A 16,534-nucleotide genomic window follows, 5' to 3' on the forward strand; every position below is an offset into this window, starting at 1 on the left:
GATTCCGAACTGAGGCGTTCCGAGATTTTCGAGAGGAAGAAAAGATGAGTATCTTCAGAGAGATACATGGCGCGGGCGACGGGGCTCGAACCCGCGACCTCCGGCGTGACAGGCCGGCACTCTAACCAACTGAGCTACGCCCGCGCAGGGCGGCTGGGGCATTCGCCGTCAGCGACGTGGTGAGTATTGCCCCCGACCGGAAGTGTCAAGCGAGTGACGCCGGCAAAATCGCATCTGGGGAAAATTATCCTCGCCCTCTCCTGTCACTCGGCTGCGTCACCCTCGTTCCAGGGCGATGCCAGGCAGGGATCGAGCAGGACGTGGCGGCTGTCCTGGCGGTTATATCCGCCGCGCAGGACTGCCTTGTCGCCCAGCTTCAGGTCGCCGGCGCCATAGGTCACGCACAGAACCCGGACGCCCGGTGCGGCACAGACCGCGACATACCAAAGCGCACCGTCCGTCCGGATGAGACTCACCGTTCCCGCGATCGCCATGTCGACACGCGAATCGCGTGGCACCGAATCCGGGAGCTGCGCCGCGATGCTCTCGCAGCTCGCCGGCTTGCCGGGCTGCTCCGGATGGGAAAAGGCCGGACGATCGACGAAGAAGGAATCGGGCAGGAGCGACTGCGCCGCAGCCTGCCCTGCAGCGAGGACGAGGCCCAGGCAGGTGCCTGCCAGTACGTAGCGCAGGACGGGACGAGAACGGGTCAAGCGGCTGATCTCCATGAGCCCGGCAGGGTGACGATGAAGATGGCGGAATTCGGCCGACGGCAAGCCTTGGCAAGACGCTCGCCCGACAATGCTTGCGATGCGGCGGCCGAGGCCTTAAAGGCGACCGCGAGGGGCGGTTAGCTCAGTTGGTAGAGCATCTCGTTTACACCGAGAGGGTCGGCGGTTCGAGCCCGTCACCGCCCACCAGATCCGTCAGGCAGCAGCCCTCGCAGCCTGCTGGCCGCTAGCCAGTTCGCTCCGCACGTCGCCTGGCGGCGGCATCGAGCCGGGCGACACGGCGGAGCGCTTCTTCGACATCGGCCGAACCGGCCAGATTCAGCGGATTCAGCGGATGATCCGCCTCCGCCAGCGCCCGACGTACCGGCGCGGGCAGGCTATCGAATGCAGCCCATCCATCCGGTTTCGGCCTGCGTTTCGGAAGCCATCGCAGCTTCATGGCCCTCTGATCGAACTGCCTGCGGAGAAGCAGGCTTAAAATGAACCTGAGCGGGCATTGCGGCAATGACCGCCCTTAACGCCCAAAAGAAAACCGCCGGCGCTTGCGCGCCGGCGGCTCCTGTTTCCGAGGCCGGAAATCAGTGGGCGACGAGGCCCGCCGCGTCGTCGTCCGCGCCCTTGGGCGGCACGGCCTTGAGATCCTCTTCCCAGACGATCGGAACCGGCTGGCGGGTCAGCGCATGCTGGAGCACCTGCTCCATGCGCGCGACCGGGATAATCTCCATGCCATCCTTCACCGACTTCGGCAGGTCGATCAGGTCCTTGGCGTTCTCCTCGGGGATCAGCACCTTCTTGATGCCGCCGCGAAGCGCCGCCAGGAGCTTCTCCTTCAGACCGCCGATCGGCAGCACCCTGCCCCGCAGCGTGACCTCGCCGGTCATGGCGACGTCCCGGTTGGTCGGGATGCCCGTCAGGATCGAGACGATGGTGGTCGCCATCGCGATGCCGGCCGACGGCCCGTCCTTCGGGGTCGCCCCCTCGGGAACGTGGACGTGGATGTCACGCCGGTCGAAGAGCGGCGGCTCGATGCCGAAATCGACGGCCCGCGAGCGGACATAGGATGCCGCCGCCGAGATCGATTCCTTCATCACGTCGCGCAGGTTGCCGGTGACGGTCATGCGGCCCTTGCCGGGCACCATGACACCCTCGATCGTCAGCAATTCGCCGCCGACCTCGGTCCAGGCCAGACCGGTGACGACACCGACCTGATCCTCCGTCTCCGCCATGCCGTAGCGATAGCGCGGCGGGCCGAGATACTCCTCGAGCAACGGCTCGTTGACCACGACCTTGGCCTTCTTGCCGAGCACGATGTCCTTCACGCCCTTGCGGACCGTGTTGGAGAGCTCGCGCTCGAGGTTGCGGACGCCGGCCTCGCGGGTATAGCGCCGCACCAGCGTCTGCACGGCCTCGTCCGTGATCGACCACTCCTTGCCGCTGAGCCCATGCTTCTTGATCGCATTCGGGATCAGGTGCTTGCGGGCGATCTCCGTCTTCTCTTCCTCGGTGTAGCCGGCGATGCGGATCACCTCCATCCGGTCCAGCAGGGCCGGCGGGATGTTCAGCGTGTTCGCCGTCGTCACGAACATCACGTTCGACAGGTCATAGTCGACCTCGAGGTAGTGATCGTTGAAGGTCGAGTTCTGCTCGGGGTCGAGCACCTCCAGCAGGGCCGCCGAGGGATCGCCACGGAAGTCCTGGCCCATCTTGTCGATCTCGTCGAGCAGGATGAGCGGGTTGGAGGTCTTGGCCTTCTTCATCGACTGGATGATCTTGCCGGGCATCGAGCCGATATAGGTGCGGCGGTGACCGCGGATCTCGGCCTCGTCACGCGCGCCGCCGAGCGACATGCGCACGAACTCGCGGCCGGTCGCCTTGGCGATCGACTTGCCGAGCGAGGTCTTGCCGACGCCCGGAGGGCCGACGAGGCACAGGATCGGACCGGCGAGCTTGTTGGCGCGCTGCTGCACGGCGAGATATTCGACGATGCGGTCCTTGACCTTGTCGAGGCCGAAATGATCGTCGTCGAGCACCAGCTGGGCGGCGTTGAGATCCTTCTTGATCTTCGAGCGCTTGCCCCACGGGATGCCGAGCATCCAGTCGAGATAGTTGCGCACCACGGTCGCTTCCGCGGACATCGGCGACATCTGGCGCAGCTTCTTCAGCTCGGCCGTCGCCTTGTCGCGGGCTTCCTTGGTGAGCTTGGTCTGAGCGATGCGCTCTTCCAGCTCGGCCAACTCGTCACGGCCTTCATCGCCGTCGCCGAGCTCCTTCTGGATCGCCTTCATCTGCTCGTTGAGGTAGTACTCGCGCTGGGTCTTCTCCATCTGGCGCTTGACGCGCGAGCGGATGCGCTTCTCGACCTGCAGCACGGACATCTCGCTCTCCATGAGCGACAGGACCTTCTCCAGGCGATGGGCGACGTTGGTGATCTCCAGCACGCCCTGGCGATCGGCGATCTTGACCGCCAGATGCGAGGCGACGGTATCGGCGAGCTTGGTCGGCTCGTCGATCTGCGTGACCGCAGCGACGATCTCGCCCGAGATCTTCTTGTTGAGCTTCACATAGCTCTCGAACTCGCTGACGACCGAACGGGCGAGCGCCTCGACCTCGACCTTCTTGCCTTCTTCCTCGGCCAAGCCGGTGGCCTCGGCCTCGTAGAAGGATTCGCTCGCCGAATAGGACGCGGCCTTGGCACGGCCGACGCCTTCGACAAGCACCTTCACGGTGGAATCGGGCAGCTTCAGCAGCTGCAGCACGCGGGCGAGCGTGCCGATCTCGTAGATCTCGTCGGGCTGCGGATCATCGTCGCCGGCGTTCTTCTGGGTCGCCAGCAGGATCAGCCCGTCCGTCTTCACCACTTCCTCGAGCGCGCGGATGGACTTCTCGCGGCCGACGAAGAGCGGGACGATCATGTGGGGGAAAACGACGATGTCGCGCAAAGGCAGCACCGGGAAGGTGCCGGCCTCGCCTGGGACGAAGGGAGCGCGTGGCGTCGAGCCAGTCATGGCAATTCCTTTGCAGTTGCGCCCGGCGGACCCCCGAGATGGGCGGAACGATCGGACGTGTGCGGCCAAGGCGACCATTCGCCTCTCCGCCCTCGCGCATCGCACCCTATTAGGCATGCGACTCTCGCAAGTGCACCTAAAGTGGAGACTTCCTCGCCGGCTTTCAAGCGAGGTATCCGGCCCATGCACCGCTGTCCTGCAACGGACGAGGGACGGATGCCGCGAGAAGAGGTAGTTCAATCTCGCGCAGGGCTGTTGCGATGCGAAACCGCGAGCGGCCCATGCCCATCACAACGCAAAACGCGCGCCAAGGGCGCGCGTCCTGTTGTCGCATTGCAGGAAAGGTCAGGAGGCCGAGGCGGTCTTCGTCTCGTCCTCGCGCTCCGCATAGATGAAGAGCGGGCGGGCCTTGCTCTCCACCGCCTCGGGGCCGATCACCACCTGCTCGACGCCTTCGAGGCCGGGCAGTTCGTACATGGTCTCGAGCAGGATGCTCTCCATGATCGAGCGCAGGCCGCGCGCGCCGGTCTTCCGCTCGATCGCCTTGCGGGCGATCAGGCTGACGGCCTCGTCGGTGAAGGTGAGCTGGGTGTCCTCCATCTCGAACAGGCGCTGATACTGCTTGACGAGCGCGTTCTTCGGCTCGGTCAGGATGGTCTTCAGCGCCGGCTCGTCGAGATCCTCCAGCGTCGCTAGGACGGGCAGGCGGCCGACGAATTCCGGGATCAGGCCGAACTTCAGGAGATCCTCGGGCTCGACCTGACGGAAGATCTGGCCGATGCGGCGGTCGTCCGGGGCCTCGACCTTGGCGCCGAAGCCGATCGAGGTGCCCTGCCCGCGGCTCGAGATGATCTTGTCGAGACCGGCGAAGGCGCCACCGCAGATGAAGAGGATATTGGTGGTGTCGACCTGCAGGAATTCCTGCTGCGGATGCTTGCGCCCGCCCTGCGGCGGCACGGAGGCGACGGTACCTTCCATGATCTTCAGCAGCGCCTGCTGGACGCCCTCGCCCGAGACGTCGCGGGTGATCGAGGGGTTGTCCGACTTGCGGCTGATCTTGTCGATCTCGTCGATATAGACGATGCCGCGCTGCGCCCGCTCGACATTGTAGTCGGAGGCCTGGAGCAGCTTAAGGATGATGTTCTCGACATCCTCGCCGACATAGCCGGCCTCGGTCAGCGTCGTCGCATCGGCCATGGTGAAGGGCACGTCGAGGATGCGGGCGAGCGTCTGCGCAAGCAGTGTCTTGCCCGAGCCGGTCGGCCCGATCAGCAGGATGTTCGACTTCGCGAGCTCCACGTCGTTCTGCTTCGTCGCGTGCGAGAGGCGCTTGTAATGGTTGTGCACCGCAACCGAGAGCACCTTCTTGGCGTGCTCCTGGCCGATGACATAGTCGTCGAGGACCTTGCGGATCTCCTTGGGAGTCGGCACGCCGTCCTTCGACTTCACCAGCGCGGATTTGGATTCCTCGCGGATGATGTCCATGCAGAGCTCGACGCATTCATCGCAGATGAACACGGTCGGGCCCGCGATGAGCTTGCGGACCTCGTGTTGGCTCTTGCCGCAGAAAGAGCAGTAAAGCGTGCTCTTCGAGTCGCCGCCGGGCTTGTTAGCCATCGTCCATCTCCAGTTCGGGAGCCGGGAGCCGCATCGCCAGTGGCGGATGCAGCCGTCGTCTCTCCGTCATATCTAAGCGCTCAGATCACGATGATTAGGTTAACGGCCCGTTCCGGTACATTCGGATACGCAGGGCCGGCCCAAGCCGGATCAGATTGGAGCGCTCGTCCGCTCACCCCCGGCCCCATGCAAACACGGGGCCGATCCTCAATGCAATATGGGGGCTCCGGAAGGCCGGGCCAACCCACAGGATCGCGAGCGCCGCGATCAGGCCTCGGGCTCGGCGCGGCGCTCCATGACCTTGTCGATCAGGCCGAAATCGCGGGCCTGCTCGGCGGTCATGAAATTGTCGCGCTCCAGCGCGGCGACGATGTCCTCGTAGGGACGCCCGGTATGCTTCACGTAGATTTCGTTCAGCCGCTTCTTCAGGCTCTCGACTTCCCGGGCGTGGATCAGGATGTCGGTGACCTGACCCTGATAGCCGCCGGAGGGCTGGTGAACCATGATGCGGGCGTTCGGCAGGGCGAAGCGCATGTCCTTGGCACCGGCCGTCAGCAGCAGCGAGCCCATCGAGGCGGCCTGGCCGATGCAGACGGTAGTCACCGGGCAGCGGATCAGCTGCATGGTGTCGTAGATCGAGAGGCCGGAGGTCACCACGCCGCCGGGCGAGTTGATGTAGAAGGAGATTTCCTTCTTGGGGTTCTCGGCCTCGAGGAACAGGAGCTGCGCCACGATCAGCGACGCCGAGTAATCCTCGACCGGGCCGGTCAGGAAGATGATGCGCTCGCGCAGCAGGCGCGAATAGATGTCGAAGGCGCGTTCACCGCGGCTCGACTGCTCGACCACCATCGGGACGAGATTGTTGTAGGTCTCGAGCGGATCGCGAAGCATGGATCTGTCCTTGAGGTGGAGCGCTGGGGAAGCCAGCGAGATGTCGAATCAGCGGTGTCTAGGCAGACACTCACTTAAGCACGGCAGTCGCGGCTGAAAAGGGAAGCGCCGCCGGTCGCGAAGGCCGGCGGCGCGATAGCTGTCGTTAAGGTTGCCGTGAGGCTCAGGCGGAGGCGTCGTCGGCCTTCGCCTCGGCCTTCTTCGCCTTCTTGGCGGCGGCCTTCTTCGGCTTGGCCTCGGCGGTGTCCTCGGCGTCCTCGTCGGCGTAGAGCGCCTCGCGCGAAACCGTCTGGTCCTCGACCTTCACCTGGCCGAGCAAATGGTCGACGACCTTCTCCTCGAAGATCGGGGCGCGGATCTCGGCGAGAGCCTGCGGGTTCTTGCGATAGAATTCCCAGACCTCCTTCTCCTGGCCGGGGAAGGAACGGGCGCGCTCGATCAGGGCCTGGGTGACCTCGTCATCCGAGATCTGGACCTTGGCCTGCTCGCCGATCTCGGCCAGCACGAGGCCCAGGCGCACGCGGCGCTCGGCGATCTTGCGGTAGTCGGCGCGGGCGGCGTCCTCGGTGGTGTCCTCGTCGGCGAAGGTCTTGTTGGCCTGCTTCATGTCGGCCTCGACCTGGCCCCAGACGCTGGTGAACTCCTGCTCGACCAGGGTCGGCGGCAGCTCGAAGGCATATTTGCCGTCGAGCGCGTCGAGCAGGCCCTTCTTGAGCTTGCGGCGCGACTGGGCGACGAAATCACGGCCGATCTGCTCGCGCACGGCTTCCTTGAGCTTGTCGAGCGACTCCATGCCGAAGCCCTTGGCGAGCTCGTCGTCGATCTTGACGGCGTCCGGGCCCTGGACGTCGGTCACGGTGACCTCGAACTCGGCCGGCTTGCCGGCGAGGTTCTCGGCCGCATAGTTCTCGGGGAAAGTCACCTTGACGGTGCGGGTCTCGCCAGTCTTGGCGCCTTCGAGCTGCTCCTCGAAGCCCGGGATGAACTGGCCGGCGCCGAGATCGAGCGGGATGCCCTCGCCCGTGCCGCCATCGAACTTCTCACCGTCGAGCGTGCCGACGAAGGAGATGATCAGGCGATCGCCCTTCTCGGCCTTGGCCTTCTCGCCCTTCGAGGTGTAGCTGCGGTTGCCGGCAGCCATGCGCAGAAGCGCGGCATCGACATCGGCGTCCGGAACCTCGGCGACCGGCTTCACCAGCGAAACGTCCGAGAGGTCGGCGAGCTCGATCTTCGGAAGCACTTCCAGCGCGACGGTGAAGGCGAGATCGCCCTTGGCCTCCATCGCGGCCTCGATCTCTTCCTTGTTCTCGGGGAAGCGGATCTGCGGCTCGAAGGCGAGCTTCAGGTTGTTGTCGGCGACGATCTTCTGGTTCGCCTCGTTGACGGCGTTCTGCAGCACGTCGGACATGACCGAGCGGCCATAGAGGCGGCGCAGATGCGCGACCGGCACCTTGCCCGGGCGGAAGCCGTTGATCTTGGCCTTGCCCTGGAGGTCCTGGAGGCTGCCATCGAGCCTGGTCTTCAGGTCGGCGGCGTTCAGCACCACCTGGAATTCGCGCTTGAGGCCCTGGGACAGGGTTTCGGTCACGTTCATTTTTGTACCGCCAACAGCTCGTTTACGTCTCAATGTCCAAAGCGCGACGCCGGTTCGACCGCCGCCGCGCTCGCGAAAAAACTAGACCGATGGTGCGGGCGGAGGGACTCGAACCCCCACGACTTTCGCCGCTGGTACCTAAAACCAGTGCGTCTACCAATTCCGCCACGCCCGCCGGTCCGATAGCGCTGCGCGCGAGCAAACGCAGCGCGGCCATCGTCAAGCCGCAGGCCTATACGCATTTCGACCGGGCCATGCAGCAAAAAAATGACGGTTCTGCAAAACAGGCGCTGCGCCGGGCATTTCGCCGGGGGACCCGAACCGGCTCTCGCCAGAGCGGGCCGCCCGGATTATGCGGTATGGCATGACGAAACCGCCCGCCGCCGTCCCGCTCCCGCTCACGCGCCGCCAATGGCTGGCGGGGCTCGGCGGAGCCTGCCTGATCGCGCCCTCAGCGGGTTTCGCGCAAGCTCCCGCCCCGACCATCAAGCCGGCAAGCGAGCCGCAGCGACGGACGCTCGTCGCCGCGCCAGCGAAGGCAAGGCTGCGTCCGTCACCGCCGGTCGATACGGAAATCTGGACATTCGACGGCAGCACGCCGGCCCCGCCCCTGCGAATCAAGCAGGGCGAAACGCTGGCCGTGAAGCTCGAGAACAAGACGACGACCCCGCTCGACCTGCACTGGTACGGCCTGCGCGGCGAGGCCGAACGGGATGGCGCCGCCAGCTTCACGCGCCCGCCCATTGCGCCGGGAGAGACCGGCGAGTTCCGGATCACGCCGGCGGATTCGGGCACCCTGCTCTATCGCCCGCTCCGGGCCGGCAGTTCATCCGAACCCGCTGGCCGGGGCCTGAGCGGCCTCGTCATCGTCGAGGAGAAGGAGCCGCCTCCGGTCGATCTCGACCTGCCCGTCCTCATAACCGACTGGCTCCTCGGCGACGACCAGGCGCTCCAGCCCTTCGTGCTGCAAGGGAATGCCTCGGCCTCGGCCGGGCGCCTCGGCAGCTGGCTCACCGTCAACGGCCGCTCGCCGCCGCAGCCGATCTCGGCCCGGCCCGGTGCGCGGATTCGCCTCAGGCTCGCCAATGCCTGCAATGCCCGGATCATGCGACTGCGCTTCGACGGCGGAAAGACGACCGTGATCGCGGTCGACAGCCAGCCGACCGAGAGTTTCGAGCCTGTGCGCTCGCAGCTGCCCTTCGCGCCGGGTACCCGCTACGACGTCATCCTCGATATGCCGATAGAGGTCGGCGCCGCCGTCCATGTCAGCGCCCTGATCGGCGGCGGGTTGCCATTGGTCAGGATCGTGACGGCGGGCGAGCCGCAGGTGCCGCCCGCAGCGATGCCCGCCCTGAAGCTCAACCCTGCCCTGCCGCTGGGCGTGCGGATGCAGGATGCGCTGCGGCCCGAACTCGTCATCGAGGGCGGCGCCAGGCAGACCGAGGACCAGAAGCTCGATTTCACCGGGCTCGACCTCGCCCGCCCGTGGCGGGTCAATGGCGGCACGGGCTCCTTCGAAGGCAAGCCGCTGTTCAGCGTGAAGCGCGGCACGCCGATCGTCATGGCGATCGACAACCGCACCGCCTTCGTCCAGCCGTTCCATGTCCACGGCCACAGCTTCCGGCTGCTGCATCCGCTCGACGACGGCTGGGAGAACTATTTCCTCGACACCGTGCAGATCCCGGAACGCAAGAAGCTGCACATCGCCTTCATCGCCGACAATCCGGGCCGCTGGCTGATCTCGTCGACGGTGCTGGAGCGCTTCGACCTCGGGCTATGGAGCTGGTTCGAGGTGACGTGAGGCCGCTCCTCAGAGGCCCAGCCGATCGACCACGTCCTGCACGATCGCGTCCTTGCTGTCCTCGACCGAGACGACCAGCGGCTTCTCGTCCGCACCCGGCTCCTCCAGCGCGGCGAACTGGCTGTCGAGCAGAGTCGGCGGCATGAAATGGTGCTGGCGGGCGGCCATGCGCCGGCCGATCAGCTCGCGCGAGCCCTTGAGATAGACCAGCGCGACATCCGGCCGGTCGCCGACGATCACCTGCCGATAGGCGCGCTTCAGCGCCGAGCAGGTGACGATGCCGTGCTCGCCCTTGGCCCGGAGATCGTCGATCCAGGCGGCGATCGCCGCGAGCCAGGGCTTGCGATCCTCGTCGTTCAGCGGCGTGCCGCCGGCCATCTTGGCCACGTTCTCGGGGGGATGGAAGGAATCGGCGTCGCGGAAGGGCCAGCCGAGGCGCTCCGCCAGACGCTCGCCGAGCGAGGTCTTGCCGGAGCTCGCGACGCCCATGACGACGATGACGGCCGGGCGGCCACCGCCTGCTGCCTCTGCCACCGTATCAGCCCTGCTTCTTGGGTTCGACATGGCCGCCGAAGCCGGCGCGCATCGCCGAGAGGATCTTCTCGCCGAAAGTGTGGTCGACGCGCGAGCGGAAGCGCGCGAACAGCGCCGAGGTCAGCACCTCGGCCGGGGTCGCGGTCTCGACGGCGGCGTCGACCGTCCAGCGGCCCTCGCCGGAATCCGAGACGTTGCCCGTATAGGAGGAGAGCTCCTCGTCGGCGGCCAGCGCCTCGGCCGTCAGGTCGAGCAGCCAGGAGGTGACGACCGAGCCGCGGCGCCAGACCTCGGCGATCTCTGCCGTGTCGAAGTCGAAGCCGTATTCGGCCGGCAGGCCTTCCTTGGCCGAGGCGTTGCGCAGCAGGTCGAAGCCCTCCGCGAAGGCCTGCATCATGCCGTATTCGATGCCGTTATGGACCATCTTGACGAAATGGCCGGAGCCGGTCGGGCCGCAATGGAGATAGCCCTGCTCGCTCGTCGGGTTGCGGCCCTCGCGATGCCGGGTCGGCTCGATCTCGCCCTTGCCGGGCGCCAGCGTCGCGAAGATCGGTTCCAGCCGGTCGAAGGCTTCCTTGTCGCCGCCGATCATCAGGCAATAGCCGCGATCGAGGCCGTGGACGCCGCCGGAGGTGCCGATATCCATGTAATGGATGCCCTTGGCCGCCAGTTCCTTGCCGCGGCGGACATCGTCCTTCCAGAAGGCATTGCCGCCGTCGATCAGCGTGTCGCCGGCGCCGACGAAACCGGCGAGCTCGGCCAGCGTCGCCTCGGTGATCTTGCCGGCCGGCAGCATCACCCAGATGGCGCGCGGCGCCTTGAGCTTGGCGACCATATCCTTGAGATCGCTGGCCAGCGTCGCGCCGTCGGCGGCGAGCGCCTGGCCCGGCTTCGGATCACGATCATAGACCACGCATTGATGGCCGGCGCGCATCAGCCGGCGCACGATGTTGCCACCCATCCGGCCGAGGCCGATCACTCCAAGCTGCATGTCAGATACTCCGCAAAGCCGGCTTTCGCTGCTTCAAGCATGGAGGCGGCGGGCGGGGCAAGCCGATGCGACGCAGGTCTCAACCCCGGATTTGCTGCTGCAAGGCCCGCCAACGCCCCGGCGTGACGCCATAGGCGCGGCGGAACTGGCGGGTGAAATGGCTCTGATCGGCGAAGCCACAGGCGAAGGCCAGGTCAGCCAGAGGCGTGTCCTCCGCCAGCATGCGACGGGCACGGTCGAGGCGACGCATCACGAGGTAGTTATAAGGGCTGGTCCCGAAAGCCGCGCGGAACTGGCGCGCCAAGGTGAAGCGATCGAGCCCGGTCATGGCTTCCAGGCGGCTCGAATCGACAGTCTCGGCGGTGTGCGCGTCGAGATAGTCCCGAGCGCGCTCAAGGGCCCTGTTTTCGAGCCGCAACGGCCGAGCACGCGCCGCCGAGGGATCGAGCGCCAACAAGGCCTGCGCCAGCCGTTCGAGGAGATCATCGACCGCCAGAAGATCGAGCGGCTGATCGAGATCGCGCAGCGCGCGGGCGATCGCCGCGACCAAACGCGGCTCCTGAGAAACCGCTGTAGATATGAAGGGCAGTGCCCGGCCGCCCTCGCCCACCGCCTGCCGGATCAGGCGCGGCTCGACATAGAGCATGCGGTAGCTGAAGCCGCTCTCGATGCCGGAGCGGCCGTTATGGACCTCGTCGGGATGCAGGACGATGGCGTGGCCACCGAGGCTGTCGCGCCTTGCGCCGCGGTAATCGAAGGATTGCACGCCGGAGAGCGTCAGCCCGAAGGCATAGGTGTCGTGGCGGTGCGGATCATAGGCATAGCCTCGGAAGAACGCTTCCATGCGCTCGATTCCATCAGCGCCGGTGCCGAGCCGGACCCAGTCCCGCTCGGGTCCGCACGATCGTTCAAGACGGGCCTTGCCGGCCTCGGTTAGCGATGCGTCCATGCGTTACGATACCAAGATCGCCATCGTGGTTCGCGATGATCTCGCAACCTGGCAAAAACTCAATGTCGCCAGCTTCCTCGCCGGCGGACTCGTCGGAACCGCTCCGGAACTCGCGGGCGAACCCTACAGGGATGGCTCAGGCCGCTTCTACGGTCCGCTGGTCCGCCAGCCAATCCTGATCTTCGCGGCAAGCGCAGCGGAGCTCACGACTATGCTCCAACGGGCGCAGCAGCGCGGCGTCCGGCCGCATCTCTATACGAAGGACCTGTTCGCAACCGGCAATGACATGGACAACCGCGCCGCTGTCGCTGCGGTTGCGACGGATGCACTCGACCTCGTCGGTCTCGGCCTGCATGCCGAGCGCAAGGAGATCGACAAGATCACCAAGGGGCTGAAGCTGCACGGGTAACCGCTTGCAACGCATGCTGTTCGCGCAGACTTGCCTGCCTCATCCCTGTGCAACACGCGTATCGCTCTCCGCATTCACGGTCTGGATCGCGACTTTCGTCGTGCTCATCCAGTGCATTTTTTGGCATTTACGAGTCCCCGAGAATCGCCTTAGCCTCCTTCTTGTCGGTAACAACTGAAAGGAGGTGATCCAGTGTCTCATTGTCATCAACCGCTGGTGCAAGGCGGGCGGATCTGGACCTCTTCTTGCTGGGGTTTCTATTCCGCGTGAGTTTTCGCACCTTCAGATCCGGTTCGCCGGGTCGCGGTTCGGCAATGGAAGGGCAGCTCGCAAGGGCTGCCCTTCTTGCTTTCAGGCCGCCAAAGCTGGCGCCCGGCCGCAAGCCGTGGCAGACAGGCGGCGTGTCACGCTTTTCCCTGCCCAATGCCCCGAGTACCGGCCGTGTCCGTTCCTGATCCGAGCCGCGAGGCCATTCTCGACTTCATCGAGGAAGAGCGCGCCGCCGGCCGCGAGGTCGGCCGGCGCGAGATCGCGAGGGCTTTCGGGCTCGATGGTGGCGGCAAGATCTGGCTCAAGCGCCTGCTCAAGGAGATGGCGGAGGAAGGCGAGATCGGCGGCGACGGCAAGGAGCGCCCGGTCCATCCGCGCGGCGCGCTGCCGCCCGTCCTGCTCTCCGAGATCAAGCGCCGCGACCGCGAGGGCGACCTCGTCGCCCAGCCGCTGGAATGGGACGAGGCGGAGAGCGGAGCGCCGCCGCAGATCCTGATCGAGCGCACCCGCGAGGGACGCCGCAAGGACAAGTCGGCGGGGCCTGCGCCGGGCGTCGGCGATCAGGTCATCCTCAAGCTGACGCGGCTGCGCGGCGTCGAGGGCTTCGGCTATTCCGGCCGGGTGCTCAAGGTGATGGGCAAGGCGAAGGCCGCCGTGCTCGGCATCTTCCGCGCCCTGCCCGACGGCTCCGGCCGGCTGGTGCCGATCGACAAGAAGGCGCAGGGGCGCGAGGCGATCATCCCGAAGGGCCGCACCGCCGAGGCGCAGGATGGCGACCTCGTCTCGGTCAGCTTGCGCCGCGAAAGCCGCTTCGGCCCGCCCGAGGCGCATGTCCGCGAGCGGCTGGGCTCGATCAAGTCGGAGCGCGCCGTCAGCCTGATCGCGATCCACGCCCATGGCATTCCGCATGAGTTCCCGCCGGCCGCCCTTCAGGAAGCCGCGAATGCGCCGCTCGCAACGCTCAAAGGGCGCGAGGACTGGCGCGAGCTGCCGCTCGTCACCATCGACCCCGCCGACGCCAAGGACCATGACGACGCGGTCCATGCCGTGCCGGACGACAACCCGGACAATCCCGGCGGCTTCGTCGTCACCGTCGCGATCGCCGATGTCGCGGCCTATGTGACGCCGCATTCGGCGCTCGACCGCGAGGCGCTGGAGCGCGGCAACTCGGTCTATTTCCCCGACCGTGTCGTGCCGATGCTGCCGGAGCGGATCTCGAACGATCTCTGTTCCTTGCGCGAGCACGAGGACCGGCCGGCGCTTGCCGTCCGGCTCGTGCTCAAGGCCGACGGCTCGAAGAAGAGCCATTCCTTCCACCGCGTGCTGATGCGCTCGGCGGCGAAGCTCTCCTACCAGCAGGCACAGGCCGCCATCGAGGGCAGCCCCGACGAGAAGACCGCGCCGATCCGCGAGAGCGTGCTGATGCCGCTCTGGGCGGCCTATGGCATTGCGGCCCGCGCCCGCGACCAGCGCCAGCCGCTGGAACTCGACCTGCCCGAGCGCAAGCTGATCCTGAAGCCCGACGGCTCGGTCGATCGCGTCATCGTGCCGGACCGGCTGGCGGCGCATCGGCTGATCGAGGAATTCATGATCCTCGCCAATGTCGCGGCGGCCGAGACTCTGGAGAAAGCCGGCAGCCAGTTGATCTATCGCTGCCATGACGAGCCCTCGCTGGAGAAGATGCGGGCGCTCGGCGAAGTGCTGGCCTCGATCGGCATCAAGCTGCCGCAGGATGGGGCACTCAGGCCCGTGCTGTTCAACCGCATCCTCGGCATGATCAAGGGCTCGGAGAACGAGACGCTGATCAACGAGGTCGTGCTGCGCACGCAGGCCCAGGCCGAATATGTCGCCGAGAATTACGGGCATTTTGGCCTCAACCTGCGCCGCTACGCCCATTTCACCTCGCCGATCCGGCGCTATGCCGACCTGATCGTGCACCGCGCCCTGATCACGGCGCTGAGGCTCGGCGACGACGGCCTTCCGAAGAGCACCACGCTCGCGGAGCTGCGCGAGGTCGCGACGCGCATCTCGGCAGCAGAGCGGCGCGCCATGGCTGCCGAGCGCGAGACCACCGACCGGCTGATCGCGCATTTCCTCGCCGACCAGATCGGCGCGAGCTTTGACGGACGCATCGGCGGCGTGCACAAGGCCGGCCTGTTCGTGAAGCTCGACGGCACCGGCGCCGACGGCTTCATTCCGGCCTCCACGCTCGGCGGCGACTACTATCGCTATGACGAGGCCGCGCATGCGCTGATCGGCGAGCGCACCGGCGAGAGCTGGCGCCTCGGCGACCGGGTCCATGTCAAGCTGGTCGAGGCTGCGCCGGTCGCAGGCGCGCTGCGCTTCGAACTGCTCTCGGAGGGACGCGTCGTGGCGACGGGACGCACCGGCAAGCGGCGCGGCGGCGCAGCCCCCTTCGGGACGAGCCGACCGGCGAGCTTCGGCAAGAAGGGCAAGCCGGGCGGCGGTGGCTTCGGCAAAAGCAAGCCGGGCAAGAGCAAGCCCGGCAAGAGGCGGTGATGGGCGTCCAGATTCACAGCGCCGAAGCGCATCTCGACGCGCGCGACTGGCGCCAGGCCGTCGCGCGCGGCTTGAGGGGCCGCTGCCCACATTGCGGGAGGGGCCGGCTGTTCCGCGCCTTCCTGAAGCCGGTCGACACCTGCGAGGCCTGCGGCGAGGACCTGCATCACCAGCGGGCTGACGACCTGCCGCCCTATATCGTCATCACCATCGTCGGCCATATCATCGTCGGCGGCCTGCTGCTGGCGGAGAAATTCGGCGACTGGCCGATGTGGCTGCACATGGTCGTCTGGCCGGCGCTGACTCTGATCCTGTCCATCGCAATGATGCAGCCCGTGAAGGGCGGCGTCGTCGGCCTGCAATGGGCCGTGCGCATGCACGGCTTCGGCGGCGAGCCCGACCGGCCCGAACGCCAGCCCCTGCCTTCTTCGGAATCACATTCATGACCGATCACACCGTCACCCTGACCCAGGCCGAGCGGGCGCGCACCACCGCCAACCAGCGTCCCAAGGACGCCGCGACCATGATGATCCTGGATCGCAGCGGTGCGCGGCCCAAGGTGCTGATGGGCAAGCGGCATGCGGGCCACAAATTCATGCCGGGCAAATACGTCTTTCCCGGCGGGCGGGTCGATGCCGGCGACCGGCTGATGGCCGCGACCGGCGCGGTGCCGCAGATCTGCGAGGACCGGCTCGGCAAGCGCTGCCTGCGCCCCAGCGCCGCCAAGGCGCGGGCGCTGGCGCTGGCCGCCATCCGCGAGACCTTCGAGGAAACCGGGCTGCTCTTCGGCTCCGACGAGTTCGGCGCGCCGGAAACCGCGCCGGCCGGAAGCTGGAGCGACTTCGCGGCGCAGGGCGTCTTCCCCGACCTGTCGGCCGTCACCTTCGTCGCCCGTGCGATCACGCCGCCGCGCCGGCCAAAGCGTTTCGACACCCGCTTCTTCGCGATCGACGCCTCCGCCGTCGCCAAGCGGATCGACGGCATCATCGGCCCCGATTCGGAGCTGGTCGACCTGGTCTGGGTCGATTTCGACGAGGCCAAGGAGCTCGACCTGCCGACGATCACCAAGGTGATCATCCAGGAGGTCGAGGCCCGCATCGAAGGCGGCTTCGCGCCTTATCTGCCGGTCCCGTTCTACTGGGAGAAGCGCGGCAGCTTCGTGCGCGAGGAGCTTTGAGGGCCATTCGCGTCGCCAAGCTATTCTTCCTTGACTTCGCCGGCC

General features: G+C 66.6%; 13 protein-coding genes and 3 tRNA genes. 6 read left to right on the forward strand and 10 right to left on the reverse strand.

Annotation, left to right across the window (positions count from 1 at the left end; translation table 11 throughout):
• Positions 1 to 67 precede the first annotated feature (67 nt).
• Positions 68 to 144, reverse strand: a tRNA-Asp gene (locus ASE61_RS00760).
• Between the two features lie 119 nt (positions 145 to 263).
• Positions 264 to 713, reverse strand: a complete 450-nt coding sequence (locus ASE61_RS00765; RefSeq protein ID WP_156406946.1) for a hypothetical protein — start codon at positions 711 to 713, stop codon at positions 264 to 266.
• A 131-nt stretch (positions 714 to 844) separates the two neighbouring features.
• Here ASE61_RS00765 and ASE61_RS00770 point away from each other — a divergent pair.
• A tRNA-Val gene (locus ASE61_RS00770) sits at positions 845 to 920 on the forward strand.
• A gap of 389 nt (positions 921 to 1,309) precedes the next feature.
• Here ASE61_RS00770 and lon read toward each other — a convergent pair.
• From lon to ASE61_RS00800, 5 genes are all read right to left on the reverse strand, one after another.
• A complete protein-coding gene (gene lon, locus ASE61_RS00780; protein WP_061963719.1) occupies positions 1,310 to 3,736 on the reverse strand; it encodes an endopeptidase La in 2,427 nt (808 codons plus the stop codon).
• A gap of 345 nt (positions 3,737 to 4,081) precedes the next feature.
• Positions 4,082 to 5,353 (reverse strand): ATP-dependent Clp protease ATP-binding subunit ClpX, encoded by a 1,272-nt coding sequence (gene clpX, locus ASE61_RS00785; protein ID WP_061963721.1) that lies wholly within the window; start codon positions 5,351 to 5,353, stop codon positions 4,082 to 4,084.
• Between the two features lie 267 nt (positions 5,354 to 5,620).
• Entirely contained in the window at positions 5,621 to 6,244 is a 624-nt protein-coding gene (locus tag ASE61_RS00790; protein ID WP_061963723.1) for an ATP-dependent Clp protease proteolytic subunit, read from the reverse strand.
• A 163-nt stretch (positions 6,245 to 6,407) separates the two neighbouring features.
• Positions 6,408 to 7,838 (reverse strand): trigger factor, encoded by a 1,431-nt coding sequence (gene tig / locus ASE61_RS00795; protein ID WP_061963725.1) that lies wholly within the window; start codon positions 7,836 to 7,838, stop codon positions 6,408 to 6,410.
• Positions 7,839 to 7,928: 90 nt separating this feature from the next.
• Positions 7,929 to 8,013, reverse strand: a tRNA-Leu gene (locus tag ASE61_RS00800).
• A gap of 189 nt (positions 8,014 to 8,202) precedes the next feature.
• Between ASE61_RS00800 and ASE61_RS00805 the strand changes: the two genes are divergently transcribed.
• On the forward strand, positions 8,203 to 9,639 hold the full coding sequence (locus tag ASE61_RS00805) for a multicopper oxidase family protein (RefSeq protein WP_061963727.1): 1,437 nt from the start codon (positions 8,203 to 8,205) through the stop codon (positions 9,637 to 9,639).
• Between the two features lie 9 nt (positions 9,640 to 9,648).
• On the opposite strand, the gene ASE61_RS00810 is transcribed toward ASE61_RS00805, so the two are convergent.
• The 3 genes from ASE61_RS00810 to ASE61_RS00820 form a co-directional block, all read right to left on the reverse strand.
• Positions 9,649 to 10,173, reverse strand: a complete 525-nt coding sequence (locus tag ASE61_RS00810; RefSeq protein WP_244492682.1) for a gluconokinase — start codon at positions 10,171 to 10,173, stop codon at positions 9,649 to 9,651.
• Between the two features lie 4 nt (positions 10,174 to 10,177).
• Positions 10,178 to 11,164 (reverse strand): phosphogluconate dehydrogenase (NAD(+)-dependent, decarboxylating), encoded by a 987-nt coding sequence (gnd, locus tag ASE61_RS00815; protein ID WP_061963730.1) that lies wholly within the window; start codon positions 11,162 to 11,164, stop codon positions 10,178 to 10,180.
• 79 nt (positions 11,165 to 11,243) lie between these two features.
• Positions 11,244 to 12,008: an AraC family transcriptional regulator gene (locus ASE61_RS00820; RefSeq protein ID WP_244492683.1), complete on the reverse strand. Its 765-nt coding sequence runs from the start codon at positions 12,006 to 12,008 to the stop codon at positions 11,244 to 11,246.
• A gap of 103 nt (positions 12,009 to 12,111) precedes the next feature.
• On the opposite strand from ASE61_RS00820, the gene ASE61_RS00825 reads away from it, so the two are divergent.
• From ASE61_RS00825 to ASE61_RS00840, 4 genes are all read left to right on the forward strand, one after another.
• Positions 12,112 to 12,522 (forward strand): DUF2000 family protein, encoded by a 411-nt coding sequence (locus ASE61_RS00825; RefSeq protein WP_061963733.1) that lies wholly within the window; start codon positions 12,112 to 12,114, stop codon positions 12,520 to 12,522.
• Positions 12,523 to 12,945: 423 nt separating this feature from the next.
• Positions 12,946 to 15,312 (forward strand): ribonuclease R, encoded by a 2,367-nt coding sequence (gene rnr, locus ASE61_RS00830; protein WP_061963735.1) that lies wholly within the window; start codon positions 12,946 to 12,948, stop codon positions 15,310 to 15,312.
• Positions 15,312 to 15,758 (forward strand): DUF983 domain-containing protein, encoded by a 447-nt coding sequence (locus tag ASE61_RS00835; RefSeq protein ID WP_061963737.1) that lies wholly within the window; start codon positions 15,312 to 15,314, stop codon positions 15,756 to 15,758. The genes rnr and ASE61_RS00835 overlap by 1 nt, the downstream gene beginning before the upstream one ends.
• Positions 15,755 to 16,489 carry an NUDIX hydrolase gene (locus tag ASE61_RS00840; protein WP_061963740.1) on the forward strand — a complete coding sequence of 245 codons (735 nt, stop codon included), beginning with the start codon at positions 15,755 to 15,757 and terminating at the stop codon, positions 16,487 to 16,489. Before ASE61_RS00835 ends, ASE61_RS00840 begins: the two co-directional genes overlap by 4 nt.
• The last annotated feature ends 45 nt before the right edge of the window (positions 16,490 to 16,534 follow it).

Origin of the sequence: Allobosea sp. Root670 (assembly GCF_001429415.1) — a bacterium.
Classification (GTDB): Bacteria; Pseudomonadota; Alphaproteobacteria; order Rhizobiales; family Beijerinckiaceae; genus Allobosea; species Allobosea robiniae.

Excerpts from the sequence above, each read along its gene's own strand:
- tig (WP_061963725.1), bottom strand. The coding sequence starts at position 7,838 with ATGAACGTGACCGAAACCCTGTCCCAGGGCCTCAAGCGCGAATTCCAG.
- lon (WP_061963719.1), bottom strand. The coding sequence starts at position 3,736 with ATGACTGGCTCGACGCCACGCGCTCCCTTCGTCCCAGGCGAGGCCGGC.
- gnd (WP_061963730.1), bottom strand. The coding sequence starts at position 11,164 with ATGCAGCTTGGAGTGATCGGCCTCGGCCGGATGGGTGGCAACATCGTG.
- ASE61_RS00840 (WP_061963740.1), top strand. The coding sequence starts at position 15,755 with ATGACCGATCACACCGTCACCCTGACCCAGGCCGAGCGGGCGCGCACC.
- ASE61_RS00835 (WP_061963737.1), top strand. The coding sequence starts at position 15,312 with ATGGGCGTCCAGATTCACAGCGCCGAAGCGCATCTCGACGCGCGCGAC.
- ASE61_RS00825 (WP_061963733.1), top strand. The coding sequence starts at position 12,112 with ATGCGTTACGATACCAAGATCGCCATCGTGGTTCGCGATGATCTCGCA.
- ASE61_RS00820 (WP_244492683.1), bottom strand. The coding sequence starts at position 12,008 with ATGGAAGCGTTCTTCCGAGGCTATGCCTATGATCCGCACCGCCACGAC.
- ASE61_RS00790 (WP_061963723.1), bottom strand. The coding sequence starts at position 6,244 with ATGCTTCGCGATCCGCTCGAGACCTACAACAATCTCGTCCCGATGGTG.
- rnr (WP_061963735.1), top strand. The coding sequence starts at position 12,946 with ATGCCCCGAGTACCGGCCGTGTCCGTTCCTGATCCGAGCCGCGAGGCC.
- ASE61_RS00805 (WP_061963727.1), top strand. The coding sequence starts at position 8,203 with ATGACGAAACCGCCCGCCGCCGTCCCGCTCCCGCTCACGCGCCGCCAA.
- clpX (WP_061963721.1), bottom strand. The coding sequence starts at position 5,353 with ATGGCTAACAAGCCCGGCGGCGACTCGAAGAGCACGCTTTACTGCTCT.